Below are 13,229 nucleotides of genomic sequence, written 5' to 3' on the forward strand. Positions count from 1 at the left end.
CCGCGACGCGAACAAGGAGCACCACGTTGACCAGTCCATCCGTCCTGCCCGGCCTGCTCGGGGAGCTGATCGGGGCCGCGCACCGCCAGACGGCGGCCCGCAGGGCCGAAGTCCCCCTGTCCGAGATGGAGAGCCGAGCCGAAACCGCGGCCGCCGTACGGGACTTCGGCGCGGCCCTGCGGGCCCCGGGCCTGGGCGTCATCGCCGAGCTCAAGCCCCGCAGCCCGCTGAAGGGCCCGCTCACCGACGACTACCGGCCCGCCGAGCTGGCCCGGCGGTACGAGGCCGGCGGTGCCTGTGCGCTCTCCGTCCTCGCGCACACCGAAGGCTTCGGCGGCCATCCGGCGGACATCGCGACCGTGCGGGAGGCGGTGGGACTGCCCGTGATGCGCAAGGACTTCATCGTCGACGAGTACCAGATCGCCGAGGCCCGCGCGTACGGCGCGGACGCGGTCCTGCTGGTGGTCGCGGCGCTCCCGGAGTCCCGGCTGATGGAGCTCTACGCGTACGCCGCCTCCCTGGGCCTGCACCTCCTCGTCGAGGTCCACACCGAGGCCGAGGCGCACACCGCCCTCGCCCTCGGCGCCCTCAACATCGGGGTCAACCACCGCGACCTGCGCGACTTCCGCATCGACCTGGGCCTCACCGGCCGGCTCCGGGCGCAGGTCCCGGCGGACCGGGTACTGGTCGCGGAGAGCGGCGTACGAAGCCCGGCGGACGCCCGGCGGCTGCGCGCCGACGGGGCGGACGCGGTGCTGGTGGGGGAGACCTTGATGCGCTCGGCCGACCCGGCGGCGGCGGTGGCGGAACTGAAGAACTCGCAGGCGCACGGAACCACTCAGGAGAGTTCATGACGACGACAACCGAGACGCCGGCGACCTCGTTCGCTCCCGGCCCGGAGGGGCTCGTCCCCAACGCCGAGGGGTACTTCGGTGACTTCGGCGGCAAGTTCATCCCGGAGGCGCTCGTCGCCGCGGTCGACGAGGTCGCCGTCGAGTACGACAAGGCCAAGTCCGACCCGGCCTTCGCGGCCGAGCTGAACGAGCTCATGGTCAACTACACCGGCCGGCCCAGCTCGCTCACCGAGGTGGCCCGGTTCGCCGAGCACGCGGGCGGTGCGCGCATCTTCCTCAAGCGCGAGGACCTCAACCACACCGGCTCACACAAGATCAACAACGTGCTGGGCCAGGTGCTGCTCACCAAGCGCATGGGCAAGACGCGGGTGATCGCGGAGACGGGCGCCGGCCAGCACGGTGTGGCCACCGCCACGGCGTGCGCCCTGTTCGGTCTCGAATGCACCATCTACATGGGCGAGATCGACACCCGGCGTCAGGCGCTGAACGTGGCCCGGATGAGGATGCTCGGCGCCGAGGTCGTCGCCGTGAAGTCCGGCAGCCGGACGCTCAAGGACGCCATCAACGAGGCGTTCCGTGACTGGGTCGCCAATGTCGACCGTACGCACTACCTCTTCGGCACGGTCGCCGGGCCGCACCCCTTCCCCGCCATGGTCCGCGACTTCCACCGCGTCATCGGCGTCGAGGCCCGCCGCCAGATCCTGGAACGGGCCGGACGCCTGCCGGACGCCGTCGCGGCCTGTGTCGGCGGCGGGTCCAATGCCATCGGGCTCTTCCACGCCTTCATCCCCGACACGGGCGTACGCCTGATCGGCTTCGAGCCCGCCGGGCACGGCATCGAGACGGGTGAGCACGCGGCGACCCTGTCGGCGGGCGAGCCCGGCATCCTGCACGGCTCGCGGTCGTACGTCCTCCAGGACGAGGAGGGCCAGATCACCGAGCCGTACTCGATCTCGGCGGGCCTCGACTACCCGGGCATCGGCCCGGAGCACGCGTACCTCAAGGACACGGGGCGCGGCGAGTACCGGGCGATCACCGACGCCCAGGCGATGGGGGCTCTGCGCCTGCTGTCGCGCACCGAGGGCATCATCCCGGCCATCGAGTCCGCGCATGCCCTGGCCGGCGCCCTCGGCCTCGGCAAGGAGCTGGGCGAGGACGGCCTGATCGTGGTCAACCTGTCCGGGCGTGGCGACAAGGACATGGACACGGCCGCCCGCTACTTCGGGCTGTACGACTCCGAGGGGGAGAACAAGTGAGCACGGCCACCGCCACGACCGGACGCATCCAGCTGCTGAGCGACACGCTCGCCAAGGCCCGGTCCGAGGACCGGGCAGCCCTCATCGCCTACCTTCCGGCCGGGTTCCCGACCGTCGACGCCGGCATCGAGGCGGTCAAGGCGGTCGTCGCGGGCGGCGCGGACGTCGTCGAGATCGGGCTGCCGCACAGCGACCCGGTGCTCGACGGCCCGGTCATCCAGACGGCCGACGACATCGCCCTGCGCGGCGGAGTGAAGATCGCCGACGTGATGCGCACGGTCCGCGAGGCGCACGAGGCGACCGGGGCCCCGGTCCTGGTGATGACGTACTGGAACCCGATCGACCGCTACGGCGTAGAGCGGTTCACCACCGAGCTGGCGGAGGCGGGCGGCGCGGGCTGCATCCTGCCCGACCTGCCCGTCCAGGAGTCCGCCCTGTGGCGTGCGTGCGCGGAGAAGCACGGTCTCGCGACCGTCTTCGTCGTGGCGCCCAGCAGCAAGGACGAACGCCTGGCGACCATCACCGAGGCCGGTTCGGGCTTTGTCTACGCCGCCTCCCTGATGGGCGTAACCGGCACCCGGGCTTCCGTGGGCGCTCAGGCCCAGGACCTCGTGCGCCGCACCCGGGTCACCACCGAGCTCCCGGTCTGCGTCGGGCTGGGCGTCTCCGACGCCGCTCAGGCGAAGGAGGTCGCGGCCTTCGCCGACGGGGTGATCGTCGGCTCGGCCTTCGTGAAGCTGCTGCTGGACGCGCCGGACCTGCCGGCCGGGCTGGCCGCCGTACGGTCGCTGGCGGGCGAGCTCGCGGAAGGGGTGCGCAGGACCTGACGTGGGCGTGCTTGCCACGGGCGGTGCAGCGGGGCGCCCGAAAGATCCTCCCCTGGCACTAGGGTGTTCCTTTTGCTTTCCCATTACTCTTGACGCAAGGCCACACACGGTGGCCATGGAGGAGTGAGATGAGGAGCAGCAACCCGGTCTTCTCGCGACGGGGCTTCAGCCGCGACAACGGCACCGCGGGCTTCACCGCGGCACCGCAGGCCGGGGGCCCCGCCGTCGGTACGGCGCAGGGCAACCCGTACGCCCAGGGCGCCCCCGCGAACCCGTACGCGACGAACCCGTACGCCCAGCAGGACACGCAGTACGGTGCCCCGCAGGCGCCCGTACGCGGCAACGTCATGACGATGGACGACGTCGTCGCGCGGACGGGCATCACGCTCGGCCTCGTGATCGCCGGCGCCACCGTCGCCTGGGTCATGAACATCGGCCTCGGCCTGGCCATCGGTGCCGCTCTCGTGGCGATGGTGCTCGGACTGGTCCAGTCCTTCAAGCAGAAGCCCGTTCCGGCGCTGATCCTCGCCTACGCGGCCTTCGAGGGCATCTTCCTCGGCGCCCTCAGCAACTACGTGAACACGTACGTGGCGCAGGGTGCGGCGATGCAGGCGGTGCTGGGCACGATGGCGGTCTTCGCCACCATGCTCGTGCTGTACAAGACCCGGATCATCAGGGTCACCCAGCGCTTCACGCGCTACCTGATGATCGCCACGATCAGCTTCCTCGTGCTGACCTCCGTGAACCTGCTGTTCATGGTGTTCGGCGGCGGCGACGGCCTCGGCTTCCGCAGCGGCGGGATGGGCATCCTCTTCGGTGTCGTCGGTGTGCTGCTCGGCGCGTTCTTCCTCGCCCTGGACTTCAAGCAGGTCGAGGACGGGGTCGCGTACGGCGCTCCGCGCGAGGAGTCCTGGATGGCGGCCTTCGGCCTCACCATGACCCTGGTCTGGATCTACCTGGAGATGCTGCGGCTGGTCTCCATCCTCAGCGGCGACGACTAGTCACCCCTGGGCACACATGCGGAAGGGCCCGTCCGGCGTTCGCCGGGCGGGCCCTTCCGCATGTCGACGGCCGGGGCGACTAGAGCAATCGCCGGGCGGCGCGCCTCAGGTCGTACTCGTGGATGATCGCTTTCGCGTGGCCGTAGGCGAGATTGTGTTCACTCCGGAGCCAGCTGACCTTCTCCTCGAAGCGGAAGAGAGCTGGGCCGTCGTCTACGGCGCGGAGCCAGTCGGAGACTTCACGACCGGTGCACTGGGGGATTCGGGAGAGCAGGTTCTGATGGGTCTCTTCGGAGAAGACTTGGGACATTCGGCGCCTCCGGACGCATTGCGCGAGTGCTCCTTCATGTCACCGTGCCTGAGTGTTCGCCCGTTGGCAACAGCCCCGGGTGGGCGCGTAGGGTCGCGGCGTGCTCGATACAACGCTCCTGACGGCCGCCGTGGACCGATTCGCCGACCGGCTGCGAGCCGCTCCGCAGAGCCGCCTCCAGCGCGGCGCCGCCGCCGAAGGCCTGGCTCTGGCCAGGGAATTGTCCGTACGGGCGCAACGGATCGAAGAGCCGGTGGGGGAGCCGCGGATCATGCCGGACGCGGGCGCGTTCGTGGTGGCCGATCAATTGGCCGTGGCGGGTCGTGATTTGGCGGGGGCACTGGAGAAGGCGTGCGCGGCGGAACGGGAAACGGGAACGGCCCCGTCCGTCGTGGCCGAACTGGACGAGGCCGTGCGTCTGGTGAAGGCGGCGGCGGCGCGGGCCGCGCTCTGAGGGCCCAGGGCCCAGGGGCCAGCGCCCAGCGGCCCCAGCTGTCCGCCGTCCAGCCGTCCCGCCGCCCGCCGTCCAGCCGTCTAGATCGAAGCGATGACGCGGTCGGCAAGGATGTAGACGCTCTCCTGGCCGCAGGCGAAGGTCAGGGCGTACGCGCCGGAGATGCCGGAGCCACCGAGCAGGACCGGGGACTCGCCGACGCGCAGCGACTCGGCGAGGCGCTCGGCGGTCTCGCGGTGGCCGGGGGTCATACAGAGCGTCGTGCCGTCCGTGAAGACGTACACGTCAAGGGTGCCGAGCGGTCCCGGGCGTACGTCGGCGAGCGCGGTGCGGGCGGCCGCGAGCTCTTCCAGACGCGTCACGGTGCGCTCGTGGTCGGCCACGACGGGTGTCTGGACCGGAACGAAGTCGGGGTGCGAAGGGTGGCGGCGACGGGCCGCCGCGAGCTCGGCGGAGTCCTCGGGGAACGCGTCTGCCGGCTCGAGTTCGTCCAGGCCCTCCATGGCGTCCATGGCGTCGGGGCCGTCGAGGGCTTCGAGAGCGTCGTACGCGTCCAGTGACTCCAGACCCGTGAAGTCCGCCTGGCGCGGGACGAAGAACGGAGGCGTCTCGTCGCCGAGGCCGGGCAGGCCGCCCAGCAGCGACGGGGCGTCGGCGGCGTCGCGTGCCTCCTGGGCGGCCCAGAAGGCCCGTGCCTCGGCCAGCTCTCGCTCACGCTCCTCGGCGAGGGCTTCGGCTACTGCGGCCCGTATCCCGTCCGCGTCGGCGGCGCGGGTCTGCTGGGGGACCGCGGCCCCGGAACGGCTGAGCGCGGCCGCGGCCGTCAGCTCGGTACGCAGGGCGGTGACCTGCTTGCGCAGTCCGTGGACTGCGTGCAGGGCAGCGGCGCCCACGGCCGTGGCGGCGGCGGTGGTCAGCAACAGGGCAAGAGGCATGGCGCTCACTGACTTACTCCCGGTTTCATCGATCCCCCGACTTCCTACATCAGCTTGAGGGGAGTGCGCGCCATCTGTCAGTGCATTACGTCACGAAATGGACAGCTCTTTTGGTCGGTGGTTTAGTGCGTAACCATCTTTGACCTGGGGGTATGCCTCTCCCCCAGGAGATAGATCACATCCTGGGGGAGATTGGGTTACGAACCGGGTTACGAACCGGGCTGCGTACCGGGCGCGACGGGCCGGGCCGGCGTGGTCCCGGGCGGGGTCAGCTGAGGCGCTCGATGACCATGGCCATGCCCTGGCCGCCGCCCACGCACATCGTCTCCAGGCCGAACTGCTTGTCGTGGAACTGGAGGCTGTTGATCAGCGTGCCGGTGATACGGGCGCCGGTCATGCCGAAGGGGTGGCCGACGGCGATGGCGCCACCGTTGATGTTGACCTTGTCCAGGTCCAGGCCGAGGTCCTGGTAGGACGGGATGACCTGGGCGGCGAAGGCCTCGTTGATCTCGGCGAGGTCGATGTCGCCGATGCTCAGCCCGGCGCGCTTCAGCGCCTGCTTGCTGGCCTCGACCGGGCCGTATCCCATGATCTCGGGCGAGAGGCCGGAGACGCCGGTGGAAACGATCCGGGCCAGCGGCGTCAGGCCCAGCTCGCGGGCCTTGGTGTCGCTCATGATCACGAGGGCGGCGGCGCCGTCGTTGAGCGGGCAGCAGTTGGCGGCGGTGACGCGGCCGTCGGGGCGGAAGACCGGCTTGAGGCCCTGGACACCCTCGAGGGTGACGCCGGCGCGGGGACCGTCGTCCTGCGACACGACGGTGCCGTCGGGCGTGGTCACCGGGGTGATCTCGCGCTCCCAGAAGCCGTTCTTGACGGCCTGCTCGGCGAGGTTCTGCGACCGTACGCCGAACTCGTCCATCTCGGCGCGGGAGATGCCCTTGAGGCGGGCGAGGTTCTCGGCGGTCTGGCCCATGGCGATGTACGCGTCGGGGACGAGACCGTCCTCGCGCGGGTCGTGCCAGTCCGCGCCCTCGCTCTGGGCGACGGTGACGGTACGGGCCTCCGCGTCGGCGAACAGCGGGTTGTGGGTGTCGGGCATGCCGTCGGAGCTGCCCTTGACGGAGCGGGACACCATCTCGACGCCGGCGGAGATGAAGACGTCGCCCTCGCCGGCCTTGATGGCGTGCAGCGCCATGCGGGAGGTCTGGAGGGAGGAGGAACAGTACCGGGTGATGGTGCAGCCCGGGAGGTGGTCCATCCCCATCTGTACGGCGACGATGCGGCCCAGGTTGTGTCCCTGCTCGCCGCCGGGGAGGCCGCAGCCGAGCATGAGGTCGTCGATGTCGCGGGGATCGAGCTCGGGCACCTTGGCGAGGGCGGCCTGAACGATGGTGGCGGTCAGGTCGTCGGGCCGCAGGTCCTTCAGCGAGCCCTTGAAGGCGCGGCCGATGGGCGAACGGGCAGTGGAAACGATCACGGCTTCGGGCATGACGGCTCCATGAGGGCGAGAAGGCGAGTAGGCACGGCTGAATGGGAAGTTACCCGCACGTATGGCTCGGGTCATCGTGCGAGCGATGTGATGCGGGCCTCTTTTCTAAGCGCTCGCTCAGTGGGGGTGTGGTTTGTTTCCCCACCTGGGCCTTCCCGAAACTGGGGTCGGGCCTTCAGGGCTGGGGGCGGCGGCGTGTCCGCTTCCATGCTGTCGGCACCGACAGGCCTGTCCGGCTCCAGCCAGGCCTGTCGGCTTGTGCCGCACCCCGTACCCGCACCGCACCCGTACTCCGTACCCGTACCCGTCCCGCACGCGCACCGCGCCCCCGCCGCCCCCTCAAAGCGCCCGGCGTGTCTCCGAGTGCTGCTGGGCGGGCTCCGTCGTGGCCGGAAGGCGCCGCCGCCGACGATGCTTCAGCAGGGCCCACGGCGCACGTGCGCCCGTCACCTCCGTACCGGCGGCCGAAGCCGCCTCCGCCGCCGCCTTGGCGACCGGCAGAATGTCCTCGTCGCGCGTCGCGTCCAGGCGGTCCGACTCCGGCCACAGCCCGAGCGCCGCGCACAACGTCGGCAGCACCGCCATCGCGGCCGTCGCGTATCCCTCCGCGGACGGGTGGTAGTTGTCCGGCCCGAACAGCTCGCGGGGATTCGCGAGAAACTCCGGCCCCAGCAGGTCGCCCAGCGACACCGTGCGCCCGCCCTGCTCCACCGTTCCGATCGTCTGCGCCGCCGCCAGCTGCCGCGAGACGCGCCGGGCCAGCCAGCGCAGCGGCTGGTAGACCGGCTCGATCGTGCCGAGGTCGGGGCACGTGCCGACGACCACCTCCGCTCCCGCCGTACGGAGGCGGCGTACCGCCGAAGCGAGGTGACGGACCGACTGTGTGGGTGGCATCCGGTGCGTGACGTCGTTCGCACCGATCATGATCACGCACACGTCGGGCAGCCGCTCCCGGTCCGCCAGTGCGACCGTGACCTGGCGCTCCAGGTCGTCCGACTGCGCCCCCGGCTGCGCCACATTGCGCAGCACGACCGGACGCTCTGCCACCGCGGCGAGACCGGACGCCAGGAGCGCCCCCGGCGTATGACCGGCCCGCCGTACGCCCTGGCCCGCCGCCGTCGAGTCGCCGAGCATGGCGAGCCGCAGCGGGGTGTCCATGGGATACCCGGCCAGGGGCATCCCGTACAGCCCGTCCGCCAGGGGAGGGACCGGAGCCCGGCCCCCGCCCACCGACCGCTTGGCCAGCTGCATCTCGGCGAGGAAGATCCCCACCGCGGCCGCGCCGACCAGACCGATCCCGCCCCCTCCGTACGCCGCGCCAGCGGCGATCCGCCGTGCCACCCTTGCTCTCGACACAGTCGCAGCCACCTCCTCCAGGCCTCGCAGTCTCGCGCTCAAGTGCTTACTGCCCGGTAGTGGGCGCTCTTCAATCGCGCCCGAACGTGAACGCACCGTTGTCGGCCCTTTACGCTGGGCGGCACCATTACGGAGACCCCGGAGCGCATCGTGCAATTTCACGACTCGATGATCACCCTCGTCGGCAACACCCCGCTTGTGAGGCTGGGCAGCGTAACGGCCGGAATCCAGGCAACAGTCCTGGCCAAGGTCGAATACTTCAATCCCGGCGGATCCGTGAAGGACCGGATCGCCCTGCGCATGATCGAGGCGGCGGAGGAGAGCGGCGCGCTCAAGCCCGGCGGCACGATTGTCGAACCGACGTCCGGAAACACCGGCGTCGGCCTTGCCATCGTGGCCCAGCAGAAGGGCTACAAGTGCATCTTCGTCTGCCCCGACAAGGTGTCCACGGACAAGATCAATGTGCTGCGCGCGTACGGCGCCGAGGTTGTCGTATGCCCCACGGCCGTCGACCCCGAGCACCCCGACTCGTACTACAACGTCTCCGACCGTCTGGTCACCGAGACGCCGGGCGCCTGGAAGCCCGACCAGTACAGCAACCCGAACAATCCGCGCTCGCACTACGAGACGACGGGTCCCGAGCTGTGGACGCAGACGGACGGGAAGATCACGCACTTCGTCGCGGGTGTCGGCACCGGCGGCACGATCACCGGCACCGGCCGCTACCTGAAGGAAGTCAGCGGCGGCAAGGTCAAGATCATCGGCGCGGACCCCGAGGGATCGGTGTACTCGGGCGGATCGGGCCGGCCGTACCTCGTCGAGGGCGTCGGTGAGGACTTCTGGCCGTCGGCGTACGACGCGACCGTCACGGACGAGATCGTCGCGGTGTCGGACAAGGACTCCTTCCAGATGACGCGCCGCCTCGCCAAGGAGGAGGGCCTCCTGGTCGGCGGATCCTGTGGCATGGCGGTCGTCGGCGCGCTGCGCGTGGCGGAGCGTCTCGGCCCCGACGATGTGGTCGTCGTACTGCTGCCGGACAGCGGCCGCGGCTACCTCAGTAAGATCTTCAACGACGAGTGGATGGCGGACTACGGCTTCCTGGAGGAGTCGGGGACGCACGCGAGCGTCGGTGACGTCCTGCGGCACAAGGAGGGCGACATGCCGAACCTGGTGCACATGCACCCGGAGGAGACCGTGGGGCAGGCCATCGACGTACTGCGGGAGTACGGCGTCTCGCAGATGCCGATCGTGAAGCCGGGGGCGGGACACCCGGACGTCATGGCCGCGGAGGTCATCGGCTCGGTCGTCGAACGGGAGCTGCTGGACGCCCTGTTCGCACAGCGCGCGCAGCTGGGAGACCGGCTGGAGAAGCACATGAGCGCGCCGCTGCCGCAGGTCGGTTCGGGGGAGCCCGTGGAGGACCTGATGGCCGTGCTGGGCAGCAAGGGGCAGCACGACGCGGCCATCGTTCTGGTCGAAGGGAAGCCGACGGGTGTGGTGAGCAGGCAGGACCTGCTGGCGTTCCTGGCGAAGCCGCAGGTGTAGGTGCAGGTGTAGCGGTGGCTGCGGTTTTCTGGCATTCCGGCATCCAGGTTCCTGGCCTGCTGAAGGAAAGCCGCAGCTTCGCAAAAGTGGTACGAGCGCGACACGTCCGCGCAGCACCGGCTTAACACGCCTCGTGCACATTGGTGTTGTCGGCGTCACGGACAACCGGAGCGGCTCCCGGACCTCCATGGACGCCTGGACGCGAGGCCGGCCCTGACCCGGACCGCGTCCCTCGCGGGGACCGCTGTCGTCCCGGCCCTCGGGCAACCGAGGGTGCGGCGGTCCCCGCGACATCTCTTCGCCGTCTGTGTCTGTTCGAGGCCTTTCGCTGGCTTGGCCGACTCGGCTGTCTTCGCTCAGCCTTCCCAGTCGGACTTCTCGCGCCTCCTGCGAAGCCAGGACAGGCCGCGCGTCGCGTGAACGGCGTTGACGCCGACGATGCCGAGCCAGGCGACGACCAAGCCGTCGATCCCCGCGTTGGCGACGCCGATCGCCGACAGCGGGATGGCGAGTACGAGCGAGATCGCGCCGAAGCCGAACCGCTCGCCGAAGCTCGTCTCGCTGTGCGGCGGCTTGCTGCTCCCTCTGGCGACGACCATCTGTTGCTCGGCCAGCTGGCGCCGGACGCGACGGTCGACCGTACTGTCGAGGCGCTGCTCGACTTTCTCCAGGAACGACTCGACGAGCGCGGACTCGTAGTCGTCCCCGAGCTCCTTGCGCGCATGCAAGGTAGCGTCGAGTTCCTTTTTCAGCTCAGGGTCGCGGGCTTCCATGGTGACAACGCTACGGAGCGGGAACGGCCTGTGGCAGTGGGGGTAACCCCCCTTTTTTCTCGGCTCACCCCTAACGCTTGTAGGGGGACGGCCCAAAGAAAAACGCCCTGCACGGCAGGTGGGGGAGCGGCGCGGGTGGGATGGTGCCCGTCGGGCGAGTGGGTGGGGCGCGAGAGTTGCATGGGGGACTCGGGCCGGTTCGGCGTCCGCCCCCGCCGGTGGTCGGTCGGGCCACAAGCGCGTTCGGTGGCTGCAAGCCACGTCATGTGCCGGGTTCGGTTCGCGCGGAGGCCCCAACGCTGAATTTCGTCGGGCAAAAAGGGGCTGCAGGTCTGAACGGTCTCCGTGTTACATGGCTTCATGGTGTCCACCGACCGACTTCTGGCCTTCGCGGCCATGTCGTTCCTGCTGATCGTGATTCCCGGCCCCAGCGTTCTGTTCGTGATCGGGCGGGCGTTGGCGCAGGGGCGCCGTGCCGCCCTGACCACGGTCGTGGGGAACACGCTCGGAGCGTATGCGCTCGTCGTGGCCGTCGCGCTCGGCGTCGGATCGATCGTGGAGCGCTCGGTCGTCGCCTTCACGGTGCTGAAGCTGGTGGGTGCCGCGTACCTGGTGTACCTAGGCGTCAAGGCGGTACGGCAGCGCGGGTCGTTGCACGCTTCGTTCACCGGTGACGGTCCCGCGTACGGCAGCGCCCGTACGTTGTGGGAAGGGTTCGCGGTCGGCGTGGCCAACCCCAAGACCATCGTGTTCTTCGCCGCCGTACTGCCTCAGTTCGTCGACCGCAGTCAGGGGAATGTGCCGGTTCAAATGCTGGTGCTGGGCTTGGTCTTCAATGCCATCGCGCTGGTTTCCGACAGTGTGTGGGGGCTGGTCGCGGCGACCACGCGGAGCTGGTTCGCCCGCTCGCCGCAGCGGCTCGCCATGGTGGGAGGGGTCGGTGGGCTCACGATGATCGGCCTCGGCGTCACCGTGGCCGCCGCTGGCCGCAAGGATTAGTTCTGCCGCGGATCACGGACTGCTCTGACGAACGAGCGGTGGTCACGTGGCCTCCAGTGTCAGGTCACGCAGTGCCGACAAGGCCCGCAGGCCTCTGAGGAAACCGTCTCGGTCTGCCGCCGGCAGTCGAGCGAGCAGGCGTTCCTCGCCCTCCTGGATGGCGGATTGAACGGCGTCCCGCAGGTGCCGGCCTTCGGCGGTGAGCGACAGGAGGCGTACCCGCCGGTCCTTGGGATCGGGCCGGCGGCGAATCAGCTCGCGAGTCTCCAGGTCGTCGAGGACGGCGATGATGCGGGTCTTGTCCGCACGGATCGCCTCGGCCAGTGCGGCCTGGGTGCGGATCGGCTTCTCGTCGAGGTGGAGCAGTACCGCATACGCCCACATGCTCAGACCGTGGGCGTCGAGGATCGGCTGCTCCGCAGACATCAGGGAGCGCCCCAACGGCACGACCATCGCCGCGAGATCGGGACGGACCGGCGTTCCCTCTGGTGCGGTGTCCCCGTGAGTCACCTTCTCAGCCATGGCATGAAAATACCCGTTGACAATCCATAGGCGCACGCTGATCGTAAGCGCATGCGTATCAATGTCGAGGACTTCGACCGGCTGCGACAGCTGCATGCGGAGGCTGTCGGGGGCAGCGTGAGCCTGGTGCGGCGGGTGACGCCCGACGATCTGCCCCGGCCGACGCCCTGCGCGGCATGGGCACTGGCCGACCTGCTCGCCCACATGACGGCTCAGCACCGGGGGTTCACGGCCGCCGCGTCGGGGCGCGGTCGGGACTTGAGGCGCTGGGCCGTTCGCCCGCTCGGAGAGGACGCTGTCGCCGAGTACGGCGAGGCGGCCGGCCAGGTCATTGCCGCATTCGCGACGGTGGACACGCCGGACCGTGCCTTTGCCCTGCCGGAATTCACCACCGCCCGCACGTTCGCCGCCACGCAAGCCGTCGCCTTCCACCTGGTCGACTGTGTGGTGCACAGCTGGGACGTGGCACGAAGCCTGGGGCTCGCGTACGCCCCGAGTCCCGAGCTCCTGCGAGCCGCCCTGCCCGTGGCCCGTGCCGTACCGGACGACGCCTCCCGGCTTGCGCCGAACGGCCCCTTCGGGCCGGGGCTGGCTGTGTATCCCGACGCGAGCACAATGGAGCGGATCCTCGCGGCTCTGGGCAGGTCGTCGACCTGGCGGGCAGCCGGTGAGACGGCATGCTGAGGTCTTCGTGGGTGCCGGGCGAGAGCCGCGGCAGCGGCCCGGTACTGGTGAGCGTCACCGACTTCAGGCTCGAAAGGATCACGGACCTGCCGGGCGTCTACCGAGCGGCCCGCCGGCTCGCAGCGGGCTGGTCGGAGCTGGAGGGAGCGCACGGGTTGTGGCTGTGGGCGATGCCCACGGCGCGTCGGTGCGGTGCGGTTGCCGTCTGGCGCGACGCAGCCGCC

14 protein-coding genes are annotated in these 13,229 nt (G+C 70.1%); 8 read left to right on the forward strand and 6 right to left on the reverse strand.

Going from position 1 to position 13,229, the window contains the following annotated elements:
- Positions 1 to 26 precede the first annotated feature (26 nt).
- The 4 genes from trpC to ACWIHY_RS15550 all read left to right on the forward strand — a co-directional run bounded on the left by trpC (position 27) and on the right by ACWIHY_RS15550 (position 3,938).
- On the forward strand, positions 27 to 854 hold the full coding sequence (gene trpC / locus ACWIHY_RS15535; RefSeq protein WP_454376173.1) for an indole-3-glycerol phosphate synthase TrpC: 828 nt from the start codon (positions 27 to 29) through the stop codon (positions 852 to 854).
- A complete protein-coding gene (gene trpB / locus ACWIHY_RS15540; protein ID WP_454376174.1) occupies positions 851 to 2,110 on the forward strand; it encodes a tryptophan synthase subunit beta in 1,260 nt (419 codons plus the stop codon). The genes trpC and trpB overlap by 4 nt, the downstream gene beginning before the upstream one ends.
- Positions 2,107 to 2,937: a tryptophan synthase subunit alpha gene (gene trpA / locus ACWIHY_RS15545; RefSeq protein ID WP_454376175.1), complete on the forward strand. Its 831-nt coding sequence runs from the start codon at positions 2,107 to 2,109 to the stop codon at positions 2,935 to 2,937. Before trpB ends, trpA begins: the two co-directional genes overlap by 4 nt.
- 128 nt (positions 2,938 to 3,065) lie before the next feature.
- Positions 3,066 to 3,938: a Bax inhibitor-1/YccA family protein gene (locus tag ACWIHY_RS15550; RefSeq protein WP_454376176.1), complete on the forward strand. Its 873-nt coding sequence runs from the start codon at positions 3,066 to 3,068 to the stop codon at positions 3,936 to 3,938.
- Between the two features lie 79 nt (positions 3,939 to 4,017).
- Here the strand turns inward: ACWIHY_RS15550 and ACWIHY_RS15555 are convergent, their stop codons facing one another.
- Positions 4,018 to 4,248: a DUF4287 domain-containing protein gene (locus tag ACWIHY_RS15555; protein ID WP_454376177.1), complete on the reverse strand. Its 231-nt coding sequence runs from the start codon at positions 4,246 to 4,248 to the stop codon at positions 4,018 to 4,020.
- Positions 4,249 to 4,348: 100 nt separating this feature from the next.
- On the opposite strand from ACWIHY_RS15555, the gene ACWIHY_RS15560 reads away from it, so the two are divergent.
- On the forward strand, positions 4,349 to 4,702 hold the full coding sequence (locus ACWIHY_RS15560) for a hypothetical protein (RefSeq protein WP_454376178.1): 354 nt from the start codon (positions 4,349 to 4,351) through the stop codon (positions 4,700 to 4,702).
- 80 nt (positions 4,703 to 4,782) lie between these two features.
- On the opposite strand, the gene ACWIHY_RS15565 is transcribed toward ACWIHY_RS15560, so the two are convergent.
- The 3 genes from ACWIHY_RS15565 to ACWIHY_RS15575 form a co-directional block, all read right to left on the reverse strand.
- Positions 4,783 to 5,637, reverse strand: coding sequence for a hypothetical protein (locus ACWIHY_RS15565; RefSeq protein WP_454376302.1), 855 nt, complete (start codon positions 5,635 to 5,637; stop codon positions 4,783 to 4,785).
- A 268-nt stretch (positions 5,638 to 5,905) separates the two neighbouring features.
- On the reverse strand, positions 5,906 to 7,126 hold the full coding sequence (locus ACWIHY_RS15570) for an acetyl-CoA C-acetyltransferase (RefSeq protein WP_454376179.1): 1,221 nt from the start codon (positions 7,124 to 7,126) through the stop codon (positions 5,906 to 5,908).
- Between the two features lie 339 nt (positions 7,127 to 7,465).
- Positions 7,466 to 8,467: an SGNH/GDSL hydrolase family protein gene (locus ACWIHY_RS15575; protein ID WP_454376303.1), complete on the reverse strand. Its 1,002-nt coding sequence runs from the start codon at positions 8,465 to 8,467 to the stop codon at positions 7,466 to 7,468.
- Between the two features lie 165 nt (positions 8,468 to 8,632).
- On the opposite strand from ACWIHY_RS15575, the gene ACWIHY_RS15580 reads away from it, so the two are divergent.
- Positions 8,633 to 10,027, forward strand: coding sequence for a cystathionine beta-synthase (locus ACWIHY_RS15580; protein WP_454376180.1), 1,395 nt, complete (start codon positions 8,633 to 8,635; stop codon positions 10,025 to 10,027).
- Positions 10,028 to 10,383: 356 nt separating this feature from the next.
- Here the strand turns inward: ACWIHY_RS15580 and ACWIHY_RS15585 are convergent, their stop codons facing one another.
- Entirely contained in the window at positions 10,384 to 10,800 is a 417-nt protein-coding gene (locus ACWIHY_RS15585; protein WP_454376181.1) for a hypothetical protein, read from the reverse strand.
- A 360-nt stretch (positions 10,801 to 11,160) separates the two neighbouring features.
- Between ACWIHY_RS15585 and ACWIHY_RS15590 the strand changes: the two genes are divergently transcribed.
- The gene (locus tag ACWIHY_RS15590) at positions 11,161 to 11,799 is read left to right on the forward strand and encodes a LysE family translocator (RefSeq protein ID WP_454376182.1); all 639 of its coding nucleotides are present in this window, start codon (positions 11,161 to 11,163) and stop codon (positions 11,797 to 11,799) included.
- A gap of 42 nt (positions 11,800 to 11,841) precedes the next feature.
- Here ACWIHY_RS15590 and ACWIHY_RS15595 read toward each other — a convergent pair whose 3' ends face one another.
- On the reverse strand, positions 11,842 to 12,321 hold the full coding sequence (locus tag ACWIHY_RS15595; RefSeq protein WP_454376183.1) for a MarR family winged helix-turn-helix transcriptional regulator: 480 nt from the start codon (positions 12,319 to 12,321) through the stop codon (positions 11,842 to 11,844).
- A 51-nt stretch (positions 12,322 to 12,372) separates the two neighbouring features.
- Here ACWIHY_RS15595 and ACWIHY_RS15600 point away from each other — a divergent pair, with 51 nt between their 5' ends.
- The gene (locus tag ACWIHY_RS15600; protein ID WP_454376184.1) at positions 12,373 to 13,005 is read left to right on the forward strand and encodes a TIGR03086 family metal-binding protein; all 633 of its coding nucleotides are present in this window, start codon (positions 12,373 to 12,375) and stop codon (positions 13,003 to 13,005) included.
- Positions 13,006 to 13,229 lie beyond the last annotated feature (224 nt).

The sequence above is a fragment of the Streptomyces sp. NPDC055287 genome, assembly GCF_053646035.1.